Source organism: Sphingomonas sp. (genome assembly GCF_017304635.1).
Lineage (GTDB): Bacteria > Pseudomonadota > Alphaproteobacteria > Sphingomonadales > Sphingomonadaceae > Sphingomonas.
In genome coordinates, this window is the sequence record NZ_JAFKMA010000003.1 from 5001 (window position 1) to 24224 (window position 19224).

The window sequence follows — 19224 nt, forward strand, 5'->3', positions numbered from 1 at the left end:
GCTACATGGGTTCCCGTCATGGAAAGTACCGCCGCCCCGTCGAATCAACCCGCAGAATCGCTCGCATCGCGGGTTCGCAGCGCCGTGATCTGGCGATCGGGCAGCCAGATTCTCGCGCAGATCGTGCAATGGGCCGCCACCTTCCTCGTGATTCGAATCCTGTCGCCGGCCGATTACGGTCTGTTCGCGATGACCGGGGTGGTGCTGGTCTTCCTTAACATGCTCAACGGCTATGGCCTCGCGAGCGGACTGATCCAGCAGCAGGACGTGACACGGCAGCAGATCCGCCAGCTGTTCGGCATGCTGCTCGTGCTGAACGTGACGCTGGGGGTGGCGCAGGTCGCGCTCGCGCCGCTCGCCGCGGCCTATTATCGCCAGCCGGAAGTCGCGAACCTGCTGCGCGTGCAGGCGCTGCTCTATCTGGCGACGCCGTTCATCGCCCTGCCCTATGCCTTGCTCAGCCGCGAGATGGAGTTCGCCGCCCAAGCGCGGATCAATATCCTGGCCAGCATCGCCAGCGCGGCCGCCGCGCTCGGCGGTGCGCTCGTGCATCTGGGCGTCTGGACGCTGGTGTTCGCGCCGACGGTGCTGTTCGGGGTCCGCGCGATCGGCATGACGATCGCGGCACGGACGTTCGTGCGGCCGAGCTTCGACTTTCGCGGCGCCGGGCACCTGGCGCGCTATGGCGGCGTGATGGCGGCGGGGCAGCTGTTCTGGTTCCTGCAAAGCCAGTGCGACGTGTTCATCGCCGGCCGCAGCTTTTCCGCGCACGAGCTCGGCATCTACACGACCAGTCTGTTCCTGACGCAGATCTTCGTGTCGAAGTTCGTGCCGCCGCTCAACGAGGTCGCCTTCTCCGCCTACGCCCGGATCCAGCACGACGATCAGGCGATCGCGCGCGCGTTCGTGCGCGCGACGCAAGTCATCATGGTCGCCGCGCTGCCCTTCTACCTCGGCCTCGCCGCGACCGCCGAGCCGCTGGTGCTGACGATGCTGGGGGAAAAGTGGGCGGAAGCGGTGCCGGTCGTGCACCTGCTCGCGTTCGCGATGCCGTTCATGACACTCCAGGTGCTGCTGTCCCCCGCGTGCGACGCGCGCGGGCGGCCGAGCGTGGGGATGAAGAACGGCGCGTTCGGCGCGCTGGTGCTGGCGGCGAGCTTCGTCGTCGGGGTGCGGTGGGGCGCGAGCGGGATCGCGGTGGCGTGGGTCGTCGCCTATCCGCTTTATCTTGGCGTCAGCCTGTGGCGATCGTTGCCGGTGATCGGCGCGCGGGCGCGCGACCTCGCCGTCGCGATCGCCCCACCGTTGTTCGCGGCGACGGCGATGGCGCTGGTCGTGACGATCGTCGATCGCCTGCTGCCGGCGATGGTGCCGGCGATGCGGCTTGCGATGCTGAGCGCGACCGGCGCGGCGGTATATGGCCTGTGGCTATGGGTGTTCGCGCGCGATCTGGTGCGCGAACTGGTCGGATTGGTGCGCAACCGGGGCGGGTGATCGCCTTTCGGCGATGAGCGGTGCCGGCCCGCTCCCCCACCCAACCGCCCAGTCATCGTATCCTATGGGCGGTCGGGTGGGGGAGCGGGCCGGCACCGCGCTAACAACTACGCCGACTGGATGTAGTCACGCATCGCCGCGGCATCCGCTTCGATCCGGTCGATGCGGTATTTGACGAGGTCGCCGATCGAGACGAGGCCGACCAGCCGGTCGTCCTCGACCACCGGCAAATGACGAATGCGGCGCTGCGTCATCAGGCTGAGCGCGCCGAGCACGGCATGATCGCGTTCGACCGTGATCGCGGGCGCGGTCATCGCGTCCGCCACCGGGCGCTGCAACCCGCCCGCGCCATGCGCCGCCAGGCAATGAATCACGTCGCGTTCCGAAAAGATGCCCGCGACCGCGTCGTCGCGCATCACCGGCACCGCGCCGATGCGATGCTCCGCCAGCAACGCCAGCGCGTCGGCCACGCTCGCGTCGGCGGCGATCGTCGTCACCGCATCGCCCTTGCCCTGGAGGATCGTCGCGATCGTCATGGCCGGTCTCCTGCTGCCGGCGGGCATGATTCCACTTTTCGCGCATGATGAAAAGGTTGCGGATACTGCGGTAGATCGGCCAATACCGAGGCTCACCAACGAAAACGCCCGACCGGACACGAGTCCAGCCGGGCGTTTTCAATTCCACTTCGTCACCCCGCAAAGAAGCGGGACCCCGGCCCGGAGGCTAGGATGACGATTATTCCGCGGCGTCGGCCTCGGCGGCCGGACGGCGGCGAGTGCGGCGCGGCTTGGCGGGCTCGCCCTCGTCGCCGGACGTGATGCCGAGCGACGGCGGCAGCAGCGCGGCATCGAACGCCTCACCCTCGCTCGCCTCGACCACGCGCGGTTCGCGACGCGGACGACCGCGGCGCGGCACCTCGCGTTCGGCGACCGGCGCCGCCGCTGCGGGCGCTTCGCCATTCAGTTCGTCGCCGTCATTGGCGGCGCGGACGGCACGGTTGCCGCGATCCTCGCGATCGTTGCGGCTGCCCGCCTCGCGATCGTTCCGCTCGGCGCGATTGCCGCGGTCTTCGCGCTCGGCCCGCTCCGGACGCTCGCCGCGTTCGGGACGGTCCATCCGCTCCTGGCGGTCGTTGCGACCCTGGCGCTGGTTGCGGTCGAAGCGTTCGGTGCGTTCCTCACGCACCGTCTCGCCGTCATTGCCCTCGTCGTCGAAGCCCTCGTCCTCGTCGTCGAACGAATCCTCGCGCCCGCGGCGCTGCTGGTTCTGTTCCTCGAAGCGGCTGCGGCTTTCCGCCAGCACGCGGAAATAATGGTCCGCGAACTGGAGGTAATATTCGGTGTTGACGCGGTCGCCCTGGCGCTGCGCGTCGGCGGCGAGCGTCTTGTACTTTTCGTAGAGCTGGTTGGCATTGCCCCGTGCGCGATTGTCGATGCGGTTGCCGTTGCCGGCGGGATTGCCACCCTGACGCTGTCCACCGCGCCCGCGACGGCGGCCGGCCTGACGATTGTTGTTAATCAAAGTCCTGTGGTCCTTGTGCTCAAGCAAACAAACCCGGCCTTGCTCCTCATTCGGATGCAAACCCCACGCATCCCGACGGGATGCCATCAGCTACGCGCCGTCCGCACCGTTGCCCGACACGGGTTCCGGCACCGAAGGCCTAGTCATGGCCACCGGACGAGCGGCCGTATGACGAAGGATTGGGCGAGCCCGCGAATTCACCGCTATCGGTTGAAATCGTTCGCCCCTGTCGCTCCATTAGCGGGTGCCGGGCATTCTTCCAAGCGGAAATGTGGGGAACCCCCTGCCCCAGATCAAGCCAGTCCGAATCAGGGCCGCGCGACGAGGCAACGATCGCGCCCGGCAAGGTCGCGATGGAGCGCGACGGTCAGCCCGACCGACGCCAGCAGCGCGGTGACCGCCGCCGCCTGCGTCGCGCCGATCTCGATCGCCGCCATGCCGCCCGGCGCGATCAGCCGCGGCAGCTGCGTCGCGAGGATGCGGTAATCGTCCAGCCCGTCCGCTCCGGCGAACAGCGCGCCCGCCGGTTCGTGATCGCGCACATCGGGCGGCAACGGCTCGTCGGTCGCGATATAGGGCGGGTTGCACAGGACGAGGTCGAATCGGTCGGCGATGCCGGCACCCCAATCGCCGATCGCGAACCGGGCGCGGTCCGCCATACCGAGCCGCTCGGCATTGCCCCGCGCATAGTCTAGCGCGCGGTCGGACGCGTCGACACCCAGCCCCGTCGCCTCGGGCCATTCCGCCAGCGCGGAGAGCAGTAACGTGCCCGGCCCCGTGCCGAGGTCGAGGATCGTCGCCGGCGCACGCCCCACGAAATGCGCGACCGCCGCCTCGATCAGCGTCTCGCTATCGGGTCGCGGGACCAGCACGCCCGGCCCGACCGCCAGCTCGATCGTCCAGAATGCGCGGCGGCCGGTGATGTAGGCGACCGGCTCATGCGCCAGCCGACGCGCGACGAACGCGTCGAACCCCGGCGGCGACATCTCGTCGAGATGCCGCAACAACAAAGCGTCGCGCGGAACGCCGAGCGCGTGCGCCATCAACAGTTCGGCATCGAGGCGCGGCGTGTCGGAGACGGTGGCGAGCGTACGGGTCGCTGCGGAAAGTGCGGCTCTCATCAAAGCCCCTCCCCTTCAGGGGAGGGGTTGGGGTGGGGGCCGGACCAGCGATCCGGTCGACGTGCGAGTGCGGCGGCAATCGTCGCCACGACGCCTTCAAGGCTGTTTCGAACGTCGGCATTGGTTATGCGAACCGTCTCAAAACCCCTCGCCGCCAGATAACGATCTCGGCGGGCATCACTGGGCGCGTCATGCGTGTCGCCGTCCACCTCGACGATCAGACCCTTCGCCGGGCAAAAGAAATCGCAAATATAAGGGAAGATGACGGCCTGACGCCGGAACTTGTGATTCTCAAGCCGTGAGTTCGACAGTTGCCGCCATAACCTGACTTCCCACTCCGTCGGATTTCGACGAAGTTCCTTGGCACGCTGAACAAGCTCGGCTTCCGTTACCATGCCCCACCCCAACCCCTCCCCTGAAGGGGAAGGGGCTTTTAGCCATCCAGACTCGCCAGCCGTTCCGCTTCGTCCTCGGCGATCAGCGCGCCGATCAGCTCGTCCATGTCGCCCATCAGGATTTCGGGCAGGCGGTGGAGAGTCAGGTTGATGCGGTGGTCGGTCACCCGTCCTTGCGGGAAATTATAGGTGCGGATGCGTTCGGAGCGGTCGCCCGATCCGACCATCGACTGACGCGCGCCGGCGCGTTCGGATGCCAGCCGCTCGCGCTCGGCTTCGTACAGGCGCGTGCGCAACACTTTCATAGCTTTCGCGCGATTCTTGATTTGCGAACGCTCGTCCTGCTGGATCACGACGGTGCCGGTGGGCAAGTGCGTGATGCGCACCGCCGAATCGGTCGTGTTGACCCCCTGTCCGCCCGGCCCCGACGAGCGATAGATGTCGATCCGCAGATCCTTGTCGTCGATCTGGAGGTCGACCTCCTCCGCCTCGGGCAACACTGCGACGGTCGCGGCGGAGGTGTGGATGCGCCCGCCACTTTCGGTCGCGGGCACGCGCTGGACGCGATGCGCGCCGCTTTCGAACTTCAGCCGGGCGAACACGCCCTTGCCCTCGACCGAGACGATCGCTTCCTTGTAGCCGCCGAGTTCGGCCGGGCTCGCCGAGATCAGTTCGACCCGCCAGCCGCGATTCTCGGCATAGCGCTGGTACATGCGCAGCAGGTCGCCGGCGAACAACGCCGCCTCGTCGCCACCCACCCCGGCGCGGATCTCAAGCATCGCCGCGCGCTCGTCGGCGGCGTCGCGCGGCAGTAGCGCCAGCGCCAGCGCGCGCTCGGCGGCGGGCAGCCCCTCGCGGATCGTCTCGATCTCCTCGCGCGCCATCGCCTTCAGCTCGCCGTCGGCGTCGTCGCCCTCGGCCATCTGGCTCAGCGTATCGAGTTCGGCGCGGAGCCGGCGCACCTCGGCGGCGGCGGCGGCGACCGGCTCGACCTCGGCATATTCCTTGGATACCTGGACGAAGCGATCGCCGGCCAGTTCGCCCGACGCCATCAACGCCGCCAGCTCGTCCCGCCGCGCCTCGATCTGCGCGATCCGTTGGGGGGAGATGGTGGTCATTTGCCCTTGCGACTCAAATTTGCCTGCAGCGTAAACCCAAAGTCGGTTTCAACAGGCCCAGTGAGTTCAAAGTCCGCCCCTAGCGCAGAGAAAAGTCGCCCACTCACTTCGGGCACAATTGCCATATCGCGTGCTCTCGACGTGAGCCTAAGCGAGATTTTGCCGTCTTCGATCAGACCCAAGTTCAGAAAGTGCGAGGCGCCCGCCGTCATCGCGTCCTTGAAACGCTTTTTCGCGCCCGTTTTGTAGGACGACCGGAGCGACAATCCAACTCGTCGAAGGCTCGCTTCGATGCCTGTTACCCAATCTTCCCCGACGAGATCGTCGATAATGGCAACGTCCGGTGCGACAGCTCCCTGCGCATCAATCAACATCGCCAGCCGTTCGACGCCCGCGGCCCAGCCCACCGCGGGCGTGTGCGGGCCGCCCAACTGCTCGATCAGGCCGTCATAGCGCCCGCCGCCCAGCACCGTCCCCTGCGCGCCGAGCCGATCGGTGACGAACTCGAACGCGGTGTGGCGATAGTAATCGAGCCCGCGCACCAGCCGGCTGTTGCGCGTCCAGGCGACGCCGGCCGCGTCGAGCCCCTTGGTCACCGCCTCGAAATACGCGCCCGCCTCGCTGGTCAGGTGCGCGTCGATGTCGGGGGCGGCGTCGGCGATCGGGCGGTCGCGCGGATCCTTGCTGTCGAGGATGCGCATCGGGTTCTTGGCCAGCCGGGTCAGGCTGTCCTCCGACAGGTCGCCGCGATGTTGTTCGAAATGCGCGACCAGCGCCGTCCGCCACGCATCGCGCGTCTCGGCGTCGCCCAGCGTGTTGAGTTGCAGCGTCACGCCCTCGGTGATGCCGAGCTCGCGCAGCAACTGGTCGGCGAACGCGAGCAGTTCGACGTCGGCGGCGGGCTCGGCCGCGCCGATCACTTCGGCGTCGATCTGGTGGAACTGGCGATAGCGGCCCTTTTGCGGGCGTTCGTAGCGGAACACCGCGCCGCTCGTGACCAGCTTCAGCGGCGCATATTGCTGCCACCCCTCGGTCAGGTACGCGCGGGCGATCCCGGCGGTGAATTCCGGGCGCAAGGTGATCGAATCGCCGCCGCGATCCTCGAACGTGTACATTTCCTTGGAGACGACGTCGGTGGTCTCGCCGATCGAACGGGCGAAGACCTGCGTGTCCTCGAACATCGGGATGTCGATGCGCTGGAACGCGTAGAGCCGGCGGACATGCTCGAACGCCTCCAGCACGCGGGCGAAGCGGCGTTGCTCCGGCCCGAAGATGTCCTGCGTTCCGCGGATGCGTTTGGGAGTTTCGATGCGCGCCATGGTGGCGGCGCTCTCTAGCGGTCCGCCCGCCGACGCGCTAGCCTCTCGCGCATGGCCGTCAACCTGGGCAAGCGGATCGCCCCACCGCGCTTCCTGATCTTCCTCGCGGTGTTCGCGATCGGGCTGGCGGTCGCGATCCCGGCGCTGGGGTGGGGCCGGGGATCGCTCGCGGCGTTCGACGTCGCGAGCGCGACGTTCCTGGCGATGATGCTGTACGTCTTCCGCCATCGCAGCTCGACCGCGCAGATGCGCGCGGCGGCCAGCGCCAACGACGCCAACCGCGCGGTGCTGCTCGGTCTGTCGGGGATCATCACCCTGGTCGTGCTGGTCGCGGTCGGCAACGAGCTCCACGGCAAGGGCAATCCGTTGACGATCGCGCTGGTGATCGTCAGCCTGGTGCTGACCTGGCTGTTCTCGAACGTCGTGTACGCGCTGCACTACGCGCACCTGTATTATTCGGATTGCGACGGCGACGGGAACGACAATGGCGGGATCGACTTTCCCGGCCACGACGACCCCGATTACTGGGATTTCTGCTATTTCAGCTTCACGCTGGGGATGACCTTCCAGACCAGCGACGTGAATATCTCGTCGCGCCGCATCCGCTTCATCTCGCTCGGCCAGTGCTTCGCGGCGTTCGTGTTCAACCTGGGCGTGCTGGCGTTCACGATCAACACGATCGGCGGCGGCGGGAGTTGATGCGCGCTCGGCTATGCAGCCGCACCGGCCACTCCCCCCAAACACCCACTGGACTAGGACTGTATTGCTGTCCTAGGACGCGGACATTCCAAGGAAAGGTCCGCTCCACTCATGATCCGTCGCGCCGCGTTCGCCGTCCTGCTTGCCGCGTCCGCCACCACCGCGCTCGCGCAGAGCCACAATTCGAAGCCGCAGCCGGTGCCGGTGGTCGACACGATCCCGCCCGCGGTCGACACCCCCTATCCCGGCACGATGACGATCGACATCGACGCGACCGACACCGCGCGCGGCATCTTCACCATCCATCAGACCATCCCAGTCGCCAAGACCGGCGACTTCGTGCTGCTGTTTCCGAAATGGGTGCCCGGCGGCCACACTCCGCGCAACGAGATCGAGAAGATGGTCGGCCTGCGCGTGACGGGCGGCGGCAAGGCGATCCCGTGGACTCGAGACACAGTCGACATGTACGCCTTTCACCTCGACGTGCCGCGCGGCGTGAAGACGCTTCAGGTCGATTTCCAGTACGCCACCGCGACTCGCGCCGACCAGGGCCGCACGATGGTGACGCCCAACCTCATCAGCCTGGAGCCGATCGTCACCAGCTTCTACCCCGCCGGCTATTTCGTGCGGCAAATCCCGGTGAAGCTGACGGTGAAATATCCGGAGGGCTGGACCGCGGCGTCGGCACTGAACGCACGCGTGTCGGGATCGACCTACAGCTACGAGCCGACCAATTACGAGATCCTGATCGACTCCCCGATCCTGGCCGGGCGCTATTACCGGAAGTTCGCGCTGTCGCCGCAGGTCAACCTGAACGCCTTCGCCGACAATCCGCAGGAGCTGGCGGCGGCGACGCCGGAGATGATCGCCGCGCACAAGGGCATCGTCGACCAGGCGGTGAAACTGTTCGCCGCGCAGCATTACGACCATTACGAATTCCTGATGTCGATCTCCAACGAGCTCGGCGGGATCGGGCTCGAGCATCACCGCTCGACCGAGATCGGGGTGCGGCTGGGCTATTTCAGCGAGTGGGCGATGAATGCCGCCTCGCGCAACGTCGTGCCGCACGAATACACTCATAGCTGGGACGGCAAATTCCGCCGCGGCGCCGAATTGTGGACGCCCGATTATCGGTACCCGATGCGCGACATGAGCCTGTGGGTGTACGAAGGGCAGACGCAGTTCTGGGGCTATGTCCTCCAGGCGCGCGCGGGTCTGGTCAGCAAGCAGGACACGCTCGACCAATATGCCGCGATCGCCGCGAACCTCGACAACACGCCGGGCCGCAACTGGCGCGCGCTGATCGACACCACCAACAGCCCGATCATCTCCAACCGCAAGCCGATGGCGTGGACCAGCTATCAGCGCGGGGAGGAATATTACAACGAGGGCCTGCTGGTCTGGATGGAAGTCGATTCGATCCTGCGCGAACGCAGCCATGGCACCAGGTCGATGGACGATTTCGCGAAGGCGTTCTTCGGCATCAACGATGGCGACTGGGGCGAGGTGACGTACACGTTCGACGACGTCGTCCGCACGCTCAACGACATCCAGCCGTACGACTGGCGCGGCTTCCTCACCAAGCGCCTGACCGAAGTCGGTCAGCCTGCCCCGATCGGCGGGTTCGAGCGCAACGGCTACAAACTGGTCTATACCGACGTGCCGACGACGGCGACGCGGCCGAGCGACCCGTCGCGGCGGATGGCCGACTTCAACTATTCGCTCGGGCTCGGCATCGGCAGCGACGGCACGCTGTCGACGGTCCGCTGGGGCAGCCCGGCGTTCGACGCGGGCCTGACGGTCGGCGATGCGATCATCGCGGTCGGCGACATGGGCTATAGCGAGGCGCGGCTGAAGGCGGCGGTGGTCGCGGCGCGCGGGACGAAGGAGCCGATCGTGCTGACGATCAAGGCCGGCGAACAGGTCCGCACGGTCAAGCTCGATTACCATGACGGGCTGCGCTACCCGCATCTGGTCAAGGTCGGCACCGGCGAAACCGGACTGGACAAACTTCTCAGCCCCCGCTGACGCGGTTTTTTCCAACTTTCGGCCAACGGCATACCGGAAACGACGCGATTTCGCATAAAACGGCGGTGGTCAACGCGCCGCCGCCGGGGTAAGCGCGCGCCGCCCGATCATCCGGCGCCGCGCTCTCCTGGCCGGCGCCTTTTCCAAACAGGACCATCATGAACATCGACCTGATCCCGACCGGCGACAATCCGCCCGAGAGCCTCAACGTCGTCATCGAGGTGCCGGTTGGCGGCGAGCCGGTGAAGTACGAATTCGACAAGAAATCGGGCGCACTGTTCGTCGATCGCATCCTGCACACGCCGATGCGCTACCCCGCCAATTACGGCTTCGTGCCGCACACGCTGAGCCCCGACGGCGACCCGCTCGACGCGCTGGTGATCGCGCGCTCGCCGTTCGTGCCGGGCTGCGTCGTGCGCGCGCGGCCGATCGGCGTGCTGAACCTGGAGGACGAGCATGGCGGCGACGAAAAGCTGATCTGCGTCCCCGTCGATTCGACCTTCCCATATTATTCGGACGTCGGCGAGCGGCAGGACCTGCCGTCGATCGTGCTCCAGCAGATCGAGCACTTCTTCACCCACTACAAGGATCTGGAAGCCGAGAAGTGGGTCCGCATCGGCAAGTGGGGCGACGCCGACGACGCGAAGCGCATCGTGCTGGAGGCGATCGACCGCGCGAAGGAAGCGAAGGCGTAAACGTGCGCGGGCGCGCTCAGTCGCGCCCGGCCAGCCTGTCGAGCGCCGTGCCGCTGACGCGGCGGACGGTCCATTCGTCCAGGCTCTCCGCCCCCATCGCGGTGTAGAACTCGACCGCGGGCATGTTCCAGTCGAGCACCGCCCATTCGAACCGCGCGCAGTCGCGGTCGATCGCCAACCCCGCGAGGTGACGGAGCAGCGCGGTGCCGACGCCCGACCCCCGCGCGTCGGGCGTCACGTACAGATCCTCGAGATAGAGGCCCTTGCGCCCCGACCAGGTCGAGAAATTGTGGAAGAACAGCGCAAAGCCGACCGCCGTGCCGTCACGCTCGGCGATCACCGCCTCGGCCGAGCGTTCGGCGAACAGCGCATGGGCCAGCATGTCCTCGGTCGCGACCACGGCGTCGGGCTCGCGCTCGAACGCAGCGAGTTCGCGGACCAATCGCAGGATAAGCGCGACATCGCTCGGTACGGCTGGTCGGATCATCAGCTTCACAGCGCTGCCTCCACATCGGTCACGTCGCGCCGGCGCGCGGCGATCAGGCAGCCCAGGATGATGAGCGCCGCCCCGGTCAGCGTATAGGGCGCGACCGGCTCGCGGAACACCACCCAGCCCCACAGCGACGCCCAGACGAACCCGGTATATTCGGTCGGCGCCAGATAGTTCGCCTCGCCCCGCGCATAGGCCCAGGCCAGGATCAGCAGCGACACCGTCGCCAGCGCCGCCGCCCCGACGATCGCCGGCACGTGCTGCGCGTCCGGCATGCGAACCATGAACGGCGCCACACACGCGAAGATCGCGCCGACGATCACGCTCTGGAAGAACGCGACTTCGCTCGGCCCGGCGACCAGCGCCTGCTGCCGCATCAGCACGATGTTGTAGGCGTAGCAGACCGCCGAGATCAGCACCGCGATCGTGCCACGAAAGCGGTCGGGATCGGGCGCCGTCGTCGCCTGGCCGAGCAGGATGACGCCGACCCCGGCGAAGGCGACTATCGCCGCCACGATCGCTCGGCGGGGGATATGCTCGTGCAGCACCAGCGCCGCGCCGAACAGAGCGAGCAAAGGTGCGATGAACGCCAGCGCGATCGCCTGCGCCATAGGCACGCGCGCCAGCCCCCAGAAGAACGTCACCGCCATCACCGCCGACACGCCCCCGCGGATCAGGTGCACGCGCATCACGTGGCGCGACGGCCAGCCCCGCCGCCGCGGCAGATAGAGCAGCCCGGTCAGTACGATCCCGGCCAGCGTCCGCCAGAACAACGTATCGATCGCGCCGATCTGCCGCACGAGCCCCTTCATCACCGCGTCCATCGACGAGAAGATCGCGATGCCGAGCACCGCGACCGCGAAGACGACCGGCTGGGATGGTGCGGGGCGGGACATGGCGTGCGGATAGCGTGCCTCCACCCAACCGTCATCCCCGCGAAAGCGGGAACCCATCTCCTGCCGTCGGCCCGAACGCAAGGGCGGCTTCGGTCGCTGCGGGAGGTGGGTTCCCGCTTTCGCGGGGATGACGGTAGGAGGGTTGGTCTTTATTTCAGCGTCATCGTGTCGCCGCTGATCGCCACGCTGTCGAGGTGACGGAGAAAGTTCTGGCCCAAGAGCGAGACCGTCAACCCGTCGATCACCAGCGCGCGGACGCCGTCGACCCGCTTGCCGTCGAGCACGACGTCGCGCAGTTCGACCTCCTGCCCCTGCAACGCCCCGCCCGCGCCGGTCCCGACGGTGGTGAACTGCGCCGGGTCGAACTGGACGCCGGCGCGGCGGGCATCGTCCTGAGTCAGAGCGACGACGCTGGCGCCGGTATCGACGACGAACTTGATCGGCTCGCCGTTGACGTCGGCGACGGTGGAGAAATGGCCGTTGTCCTGCCGCTCGATCACGGTCGGCTGCGGCACATCGGCGACGGTGACGGAGGCGGCCAGCGGGCGCGTCGTTGCCGCCGACGACGCGGCGGGGACCGGGGCTACCACGACCCCGCGCGGCTTGCCGCTCGGCCAGGCGAGCCCGATCGCGACGCCGACCACCATCACCGAAACGAGTGCGACCTTCATGCCGCCCGCGCTAACGCCATCGGCTTAGGGCGCGCTTGCCCGTTATGGTGAACGCCGCGCTTACCGTGCCGGCGCGGCGGCGAAATAGTCGTAGATCGCGGTTTCGCTGCGCGTCGACGCATTGTGCCAGGTCGGCGCGTCGGCGAGGTTGAGCGGCTTGCCGGCCGAATCGAGCACCAGCACGGTCGGCGTGCCCTTGATCCCGTCGAGCCCGAAGCGCCGTGCGAGGTCGAGGTTGCGATCCTTCTGCCCCACGTCGATCCAGGCGATGACGTAGCGCGGCGCCAGCATCGCGCGGAACCGCGGCGTCGCGAACCAGCCGGCGAGCGCGCGGCTGTCGTGACACCAGTTCGCGCCGAATACCAGGATCACGCGATGGCCGTCCGCTTTCGCCCGCGCCAGCACCGCGGCGACGTCGCCCGGTCCCTTCGTCGGATCGCCGAACGGCTTCGCTTCGGGATGCGCCACCGCGACCGGCGGCGCGTCTCTCGCCACCGCCGTGACCGGCGCCAGCATCGCGGCCAGCGTGAGCGCCACCTGCCTCACGCGGCGCGCGCCTGCTCGCCCGCCTCGATCTCCGCGGCCTTCGCCTCGACCAGCTTGACGATATGCTCGATCATGTCGGCGTCCTGCACGTGATGATCGGTAACGCCTGACAGATACACCATATGCTTGCCGTTGCCGCCGCCGGTGATGCCGATATCGGTCTCGCGCGCCTCGCCCGGGCCGTTGACGACGCAGCCGAGCACCGAGAGGCTCATCGGTGTGCGGATATGCTGGAGCCGTTCCTCCAGCGCCTGCACCGTGCGGATCACGTCGAAGCCCTGCCGCGCGCAGCTCGGGCACGACACCACGCGCACGCCGCGATTGCGGATACCCAGCGCCTTCAGAATCTCGAACCCGACGCGCACTTCGTCCTCGGGCTCGGCCGAGAGCGAGACGCGGATCGTGTCGCCGATCCCGTACCAGAGAAGCGAACCGATCCCGATCGAGGACTTGACCGTCCCGCCGACGAACCCGCCCGCCTCGGTAATGCCCAGGTGCAGCGGACAGTCAACGACCTCGGCGAGTTGCTGGTACGCGGCGACCGCGAGGAACAGATCGCTGGCCTTCACCGCCACCTTGAACTCGTGGAAGTCGCGATCCTGTAGCAGCTTGATATGATCGAGCGCGCTTTCGACCAGCGCGTCGGGGCACGGCTCGCCGTACTTCTCCAGCAGGTCCTTTTCGAGCGACCCGGCATTGACGCCAATGCGGATCGCGCAGCCATTGGCCTTCGCCGCCGCCACGACCTCGTTCACGCGTTCGGCCGAACCGATATTGCCGGGATTGATGCGCAAACATGCCGCCCCCGCATCCGCCGCCTCCAGCGCGCGCTTGTAGTGGAAATGGATGTCGGCGACGATCGGCACGCGCGCCGCCCGCACGATCTGCTTCAGCGCGGCGGTCGAATCGGTGTCCGGGCACGACACGCGGATGATGTCGACCCCGGCCTCCTCGCAGCGGCGAATCTGGTCGATCGTCGCGCGCGGGTCGCTGGTCGGCGTGTTGGTCATCGTCTGGACGGTGACGGGCGCATCGCCGCCGACGGGGACGTTGCCGACCATGATCTGGCGGCTCTTGCGGCGCGTGATGTCGCGCCAGGGACGGACTGACATGGGGAGCGCCTATACGCCGAACGCCGCTCCGCGCCAAGGTAATCGCCACGGTCGAGGGAACGACGAGCCGCGCGAAATATTGTCGCAGATCATGTCGTTTTGCACATTCAGCGTTGCCCGGCCGGCGCCCGCCTCTACATGGCGCCCGCGATGAGACGGCATTACGGCATGGACTGGTTGAGGATCGGCGCGTTCGCGCTCCTGATCCTGTATCATGCCGCGATGGTGTTCACGCCCTGGGGCTTCCATGTGAAGACCGAGCGACCGATCGAATGGATGTCGGTCGCGATGCTCATCACCAATCCGTGGCGGCTGACGCTGCTGTTCCTGGTGTCGGGCTATGCCAGCCGCGCCTTGCTCGCCAAGTCAGACGGGGTCGGCGCGTTCCTGTCGAGCCGGACCGCGCGCCTGCTGATCCCCCTGGCGTTCGGCATCGCGGTGATGGTGCCGCCGCAAAGCTGGGTCGAGCTGGTGACTCAGCACGCCTATCCGCACGGCTTCGGCTATTTCCTGCTGCACGATTATTTCGCGTTCGACGATGCGGTCGGGATCGGCCTGCCGACCTGGAACCACCTCTGGTTCGTCGCCTATCTGTTCACATATACCGCTGCGCTCGCCCTATTGCTCGTCCTGCCCTGGCCGGCGCGGACGCAGCATTGGTTCGATCGCGCGTTCGGCGGGTGGCGCGCGCTGGTGCTGCCGACGCTGTACCTGATCCTGAGCCAGGTCGTCATCTTCCACCGCTGGGCCGATACGCAGGATCTGATCCACGACGGCACCGCGCATCTGGCGTTCTTCCCCGCGTTTCTGTTCGGGTTCGCGCTGGCCCGCTCGCCGAGCGTCATGGCCGGGTTTGTGCGCTGGTGGCCGGTCGCGGCGGTGCTGGCGGCGGGCAGCTACGCGGTCGGCGCCGGGATCGAGCTGGCCTATCCCGACGGCGGACCCTTTCCGCCGCCGTGGATCGCCGACCAGATGCTGGTCGCGCACCAGATCCAGTCCTGGACGACCGTCGCCGCCCTGGTCGGCATCGCCGAACGCTACCTCAATCGCGACGCCCCGTTCCGCAGCATGCTGACGGAGGCGGTGTTCCCCTTCTACCTGATCCACCAGACGATCATCGTGCTGGTCGAATATTGGGTGCGACCGCTCGGGATCGGCGCGGCGGGGGAATTCAGCGTGCTGGTGATCGCGACCGTCGCCGGTTGCTGGGCGTTCTACCGCATCGGGCGCGAGATCGGCTGGCTGCGCCCGTTGATCGGGTTGCGGCGGCTGGGTCCGGAGCCTAGGGCGTCGGGCCATGACCGACCCCAAGAGCTGGACGCTCGTGATCCATGGCGGCGCCGGCGAAATCGCCCGCAGCCGGACCTCGCCTGAGACCGACGCGGCCCTGCGCGACGCACTCGCGCGCGCGCTGACGGCCGGCGGCGACATCCTGAGCAGCGGCGGCGCGGCGCTCGACGCGGTCGAGGCGGCGGTGCGCGTGCTGGAGGACGATCCGCACTTCAACGCCGGGCGCGGTTCGGCCTTCACGTTCGAGGGCACCAACGAGCTCGACGCGGCGATCATGGCCGGCGACACGCTCGCCGCCGGATCGATCGCCGGGGTGACCGCGACGAAAAACCCGGTGACGCTGGCGCGCGCGGTGATGGAGCAGAGCAGCCACGTCCTGCTCGGGCGCGAGGGTGCCGACCAGTTCAGCCGCGACCACGACCTCGAACAGACCGACCCCGCCTGGTTCGCGACCCCAGAGCGCCGCCGCCAACTCGACGAATTGCTGGCGAACGGCGGCAAATACGATGTCGAAATGAAATACGGCACGGTCGGCGCGGTGGCACGCGACACAAGCGGCCACCTCGCCGCCGCGACCTCGACCGGCGGGGTGACCGGCAAGCGCTGGGGACGGATCGGCGATTCGCCGCTGATCGGCGCAGGCACCTATGCCGACGATCGCGGCGCCGCCGTCTCGTGCACCGGCGCCGGCGAGTTCTTCATCCGCGAAAGCGTCGCCTTCCAGATCAACGCTCGCGTCCGCTTCCTGGGCGAGCCGCTACAGGTCGCCGCCGACACGGTGATGGCCGAGGTCAAGGCATTGGGCGGCACCGGCGGCGTCATCGTCACCGCCGCCGACGGCGACGCGGCCTGGAGCTTCACCACCAGCAGCATGTATCGCGGGCGCGCGTCGTCGGACGGCGCGGCGGTGGTCGCGCTCTACGCCGACGAGGACTGATGACGCAGCGCTACGACGCGCTGATCGTCGGCGGCGGGCATAACGGCCTCGTCTGCGCCTTCTACCTCGCCCGGGCCGGACTGAAGGTGCGCGTGCTGGAGCGGCGGCACATCGTCGGCGGCGCGGCGGTGACCGAGGAGTTCGCCCCCGGGTTCCGCAACTCGACCGCCAGCTACACCGTCAGCCTGCTGCGTCCGAAGATCATCCGCGACATGCGCCTGTACGAGCGCGGCTGGTGCGTCGTCGAGCGGCCGATCAGCAATTTCCTGCCGCACGACGGCGGCTATCTGAAGCTCGGCGGTGGGACGGCACGGACGCAGGCCGAGTTCGCGCGGTTTTCGACGAAGGACGCCGCCGCGCTGCCCGCGTACGAGGCGGCGTTGGAGCGCGTCGCGCAGGTGCTCCGCGACCTCGCGCTCGAGACGCCGCCCAAGGCCGGTGGCGGCGTCCGTGCCCTGCTCGCTGCGGCCGCGCAGGGCCGTGCGATGACACGCCTGCCGATCGCCGCGCAGCGCGACGCGCTCGACCTGTTCGTGAAGTCGGCGCGCGATTTCCTCGACGGCTGGTTCGAGAACGACTTCGTCAAGGCGGCGTTCGGTTTCGACGCGGTGGTCGGCAATTATGCCAGCCCCGACACGCCGGGCAGCGCCTATGTCCTGCTCCACCATGTCTTCGGCGAAGTGAACGGCAAGCCCGGCGCCTGGGGCCACAGCGTCGGCGGCATGGGCGCGATCACGCAGTTCATGGCGGAGGCGTGCCGCGAGGTCGGCGTCGAGATCAGCGTGGAAGCGCCGGTCGCACGGATATTGGTGGATAGCGGCAAGGCGGTCGGCGTCCGGCTCGAATCGGGCGAGGAGATCGCCGCGCGGATCGTCGCCGCCAATGTCGGGCCAGCGTTGCTGTTCCGCCGGATGGTGGACCGCGCCGACCTGCCTGCCGACTTCGCGCGTCGCATCGACCGCTACAAGATCGGCTCGGGTACGTTCCGGATGAACGTCGCGCTGAGCGAATTGCCCGACTTCACCGTCCTGCCCGGCACCGCGCCGGCCGAGCACCACGCGAGCGGCATCGTGATCGCGCCGACGCTCGACTACATGGACCGCGCGTTCGCCGATGCTAGGGCCAAGGGCTGGTCCGACGCGCCGATCGTCGAGATGACGATCCCGAGCCTGGTCGACGACGGCCTGGCGCCTGCCGGCGCGCATGTCGCCAGCCTGTTCTGCCAGCAATTCGCGCCCGACCTGCCGGATGGTCGCAGCTGGGATGACGAGCGCGAAGCCGCCGCCGACCGTATCGTCGCCACGGTCACCGCGCACGCGCCCAACTTCGCCGGATCGATCGTCGCGCGGCAGATCCACTCGCCGCTCGACCTCGAACGCAAGTTCGGGCTGGTCGGCGGCGACATCTTCCACGGCCATATGTCGCTCGACCAATTGTGGGCGGCTCGGCCGGTGCTCGGGCATGGCGATTATCGCTCGCCGATCGCAGGGCTCTATTTGTGCGGATCGGGGACGCATCCCGGCGGCGGTGTGACGGGCGCGCCGGGACACAATGCCGCGCGCGAAATCCTGCGCGACCGCTCGCTATTCGGCGGGCTGCTCCGCTAGCCCGCGCTTGGGTCGCAGGAGGTAGAGCGGCAACGCCGTCGCCATTAGCGCGAAGCTCAGCGCGAACGCCTTCTCTCCAGCGCCGACGAACGCCACGACCGCGAAGGCCAGCCCGACCAGCGCCGCCGGCACCGCGATGCGATGTTTGAGCGCGGCGACCGCGATCGCCGCGTAAAGCCACAGCGTCGAACAGGTCGCGAGCGTCGCGACGAACACGAACACCTGACCCAGCGACGCGCTGGCGTTCGACAGGACGAGCAGGCTCGCCAGCGTCGACGAGACGACCAGCACGCGCACCGGCACGTCGCGTGCCGACACGCGGCCGAACCAGCCGGGCAGCAACCCGGCGCGCGCCATGCCGAGCGGCACCTCGCCCTGGATCAGCACCCAGCCGTTGAGCGCGCCGATCGCGGCGATCCCGGCAAATGCGGCGATCGCGAGCGCCGGCCCCGCGCTCCAGAAGGTCGACACGAGTAGTTCGAACGGCGCTCCCGACGCGGCGAGCGTCGTCGCCGGCAAGGTGAGGAAGGCGATGCTGACCAGGATATAGAGCAACCCGGTTCCCGCCGTTCCCGCCATCGACGCGCGCATGACGTTGCGTGCCGGATCGCGCACGCGTTCGGCGGCCACCCCGGCGGCTTCGAACCCGACCAGCGGGTACAGCGTCAACGTGACCGCGCTGGCGATGCTCCCGATCGCGATCCCGCCGCTCGCCAGCGAAGCCCGGCCGGTCGCCAAGCCACCGCCGGCAAGGACAATGACCGTCACCAGCGGGATCAGCTTCAGCGCGGTCGTCACCACCTGGAACCGTCCCGCCGCCTTCGCTCCCCCGAGATTGAGCAGGGTGAGCAGCCAGATCAGCGCCACCGCCGTCAACGCGCCGTTGAGCGGGGTCGCGCGGACCCAGGGCACGAACGATCCGAGATAGCTGGCGGCGGCGATCGAGATGCCGGCATTGGCCGACCACACGCCGACCCAATAGCTCCAGCCGACCATCACGCCGGCCAGTTCGCCCAGCGCCGCACCGGTGACCGCCACGGCGCCGCTCGCCTGCGGCATCGCCTGCGCCAGTCGGGCCATGGTGAAGGCCAGCGCCACCGCGCCGCCGATGCTGATCCCCCAGGCCGCCACCGCGGTCCAGCCGAGCGGCGCGAGCCCGACCGGCATCAGGAAGATGCCCGACCCGATCATCCCGCCGACGACCAAAGCGGTCGCCATCCAGAACCCGAACGGCCGCCGGATGACCTGTTCGTCGATCGTGTCCATCGTCCGCTCCCCCGTATCG

20 protein-coding genes are annotated in these 19224 nt (G+C 68.1%); 7 read left to right on the forward strand and 13 right to left on the reverse strand.

All coding sequences use genetic code 11. From position 1 onward, the window contains the following. Positions 1 to 18 precede the first annotated feature (18 nt). Complete coding sequence (locus J0I47_RS09575; protein WP_294046737.1) at positions 19 to 1494, forward strand: lipopolysaccharide biosynthesis protein; 1476 nt, start codon at positions 19 to 21, stop codon at positions 1492 to 1494. A 107-nt stretch (positions 1495 to 1601) separates the two neighbouring features. Here J0I47_RS09575 and J0I47_RS09580 read toward each other — a convergent pair whose 3' ends face one another. The 6 genes from J0I47_RS09580 to hisS all read right to left on the reverse strand — a co-directional run bounded on the left by J0I47_RS09580 (position 1602) and on the right by hisS (position 6968). After that, on the reverse strand, positions 1602 to 2030 hold the full coding sequence (locus J0I47_RS09580) for a CBS domain-containing protein (RefSeq protein ID WP_294046739.1): 429 nt from the start codon (positions 2028 to 2030) through the stop codon (positions 1602 to 1604). Positions 2031 to 2229: 199 nt separating this feature from the next. Next, on the reverse strand, positions 2230 to 3012 hold the full coding sequence (locus tag J0I47_RS09585) for a DUF4167 domain-containing protein (RefSeq protein ID WP_294047173.1): 783 nt from the start codon (positions 3010 to 3012) through the stop codon (positions 2230 to 2232). 311 nt (positions 3013 to 3323) lie between these two features. Beyond that, positions 3324 to 4136 carry a peptide chain release factor N(5)-glutamine methyltransferase gene (gene prmC / locus J0I47_RS09590; protein ID WP_294046741.1) on the reverse strand — a complete coding sequence of 271 codons (813 nt, stop codon included), beginning with the start codon at positions 4134 to 4136 and terminating at the stop codon, positions 3324 to 3326. Then, the gene (locus J0I47_RS09595; RefSeq protein ID WP_294046742.1) at positions 4136 to 4531 is read right to left on the reverse strand and encodes a DUF559 domain-containing protein; all 396 of its coding nucleotides are present in this window, start codon (positions 4529 to 4531) and stop codon (positions 4136 to 4138) included. The genes prmC and J0I47_RS09595 overlap by 1 nt, the downstream gene beginning before the upstream one ends. A gap of 38 nt (positions 4532 to 4569) precedes the next feature. Next, on the reverse strand, positions 4570 to 5649 hold the full coding sequence (gene prfA / locus J0I47_RS09600; protein ID WP_294046744.1) for a peptide chain release factor 1: 1080 nt from the start codon (positions 5647 to 5649) through the stop codon (positions 4570 to 4572). After that, on the reverse strand, positions 5646 to 6968 hold the full coding sequence (hisS, locus tag J0I47_RS09605) for a histidine--tRNA ligase (RefSeq protein ID WP_294046746.1): 1323 nt from the start codon (positions 6966 to 6968) through the stop codon (positions 5646 to 5648). Before hisS ends, prfA begins: the two co-directional genes overlap by 4 nt. 51 nt (positions 6969 to 7019) lie before the next feature. Between hisS and J0I47_RS09610 the strand changes: the two genes are divergently transcribed. Together J0I47_RS09610 and J0I47_RS09615 are read left to right on the forward strand one after the other, a co-directional pair. After that, positions 7020 to 7667 (forward strand): DUF1345 domain-containing protein, encoded by a 648-nt coding sequence (locus J0I47_RS09610; RefSeq protein WP_294046747.1) that lies wholly within the window; start codon positions 7020 to 7022, stop codon positions 7665 to 7667. A gap of 111 nt (positions 7668 to 7778) precedes the next feature. Beyond that, positions 7779 to 9695, forward strand: a complete 1917-nt coding sequence (locus tag J0I47_RS09615; RefSeq protein ID WP_294046749.1) for a peptidase M61 — start codon at positions 7779 to 7781, stop codon at positions 9693 to 9695. Here the strand turns inward: J0I47_RS09615 and J0I47_RS09620 are convergent. Beyond that, on the reverse strand, positions 9682 to 9861 hold the full coding sequence (locus J0I47_RS09620) for a hypothetical protein (RefSeq protein WP_294046751.1): 180 nt from the start codon (positions 9859 to 9861) through the stop codon (positions 9682 to 9684). The two genes, J0I47_RS09615 and J0I47_RS09620, sit on opposite strands and share 14 nt — an antisense overlap. Here J0I47_RS09620 and ppa point away from each other — a divergent pair. Continuing rightward, positions 9854 to 10390: an inorganic diphosphatase gene (ppa, locus tag J0I47_RS09625; RefSeq protein ID WP_294046753.1), complete on the forward strand. Its 537-nt coding sequence runs from the start codon at positions 9854 to 9856 to the stop codon at positions 10388 to 10390. The genes J0I47_RS09620 and ppa overlap by 8 nt on opposite strands. Positions 10391 to 10406: 16 nt before the next feature. On the opposite strand, the gene J0I47_RS09630 is transcribed toward ppa, so the two are convergent. From J0I47_RS09630 to ispG, 5 genes are all read right to left on the reverse strand, one after another. Continuing rightward, entirely contained in the window at positions 10407 to 10877 is a 471-nt protein-coding gene (locus J0I47_RS09630; RefSeq protein WP_294047174.1) for a GNAT family N-acetyltransferase, read from the reverse strand. Positions 10878 to 10882: 5 nt separating this feature from the next. Further along, positions 10883 to 11776, reverse strand: coding sequence for a DMT family transporter (locus tag J0I47_RS09635; protein WP_294046755.1), 894 nt, complete (start codon positions 11774 to 11776; stop codon positions 10883 to 10885). Positions 11777 to 11925: 149 nt separating this feature from the next. Further along, positions 11926 to 12447 (reverse strand): TIGR02281 family clan AA aspartic protease, encoded by a 522-nt coding sequence (locus tag J0I47_RS09640; protein WP_294046756.1) that lies wholly within the window; start codon positions 12445 to 12447, stop codon positions 11926 to 11928. Between the two features lie 60 nt (positions 12448 to 12507). Beyond that, complete coding sequence (locus tag J0I47_RS09645) at positions 12508 to 12993, reverse strand: thioredoxin family protein (protein ID WP_294046758.1); 486 nt, start codon at positions 12991 to 12993, stop codon at positions 12508 to 12510. Further along, a complete protein-coding gene (gene ispG / locus J0I47_RS09650; protein WP_294046760.1) occupies positions 12990 to 14105 on the reverse strand; it encodes a flavodoxin-dependent (E)-4-hydroxy-3-methylbut-2-enyl-diphosphate synthase in 1116 nt (371 codons plus the stop codon). Before ispG ends, J0I47_RS09645 begins: the two co-directional genes overlap by 4 nt. Positions 14106 to 14255: 150 nt before the next feature. Here ispG and J0I47_RS09655 point away from each other — a divergent pair, with 150 nt between their 5' ends. The 3 genes from J0I47_RS09655 to J0I47_RS09665 are packed head-to-tail and all read left to right on the forward strand — an operon-like array spanning position 14256 to position 17939. After that, positions 14256 to 15479 carry an acyltransferase gene (locus J0I47_RS09655; protein WP_294046761.1) on the forward strand — a complete coding sequence of 408 codons (1224 nt, stop codon included), beginning with the start codon at positions 14256 to 14258 and terminating at the stop codon, positions 15477 to 15479. Further along, a complete protein-coding gene (locus tag J0I47_RS09660; RefSeq protein ID WP_294046763.1) occupies positions 15403 to 16332 on the forward strand; it encodes an isoaspartyl peptidase/L-asparaginase family protein in 930 nt (309 codons plus the stop codon). Before J0I47_RS09655 ends, J0I47_RS09660 begins: the two co-directional genes overlap by 77 nt. After that, the gene (locus J0I47_RS09665) at positions 16332 to 17939 is read left to right on the forward strand and encodes an NAD(P)/FAD-dependent oxidoreductase (protein ID WP_294046765.1); all 1608 of its coding nucleotides are present in this window, start codon (positions 16332 to 16334) and stop codon (positions 17937 to 17939) included. Before J0I47_RS09660 ends, J0I47_RS09665 begins: the two co-directional genes overlap by 1 nt. Here J0I47_RS09665 and J0I47_RS09670 read toward each other — a convergent pair. Next, positions 17916 to 19205 carry an amino acid permease gene (locus J0I47_RS09670; protein ID WP_294046767.1) on the reverse strand — a complete coding sequence of 430 codons (1290 nt, stop codon included), beginning with the start codon at positions 19203 to 19205 and terminating at the stop codon, positions 17916 to 17918. The genes J0I47_RS09665 and J0I47_RS09670 overlap by 24 nt on opposite strands. Positions 19206 to 19224: the final 19 nt, after the last annotated feature.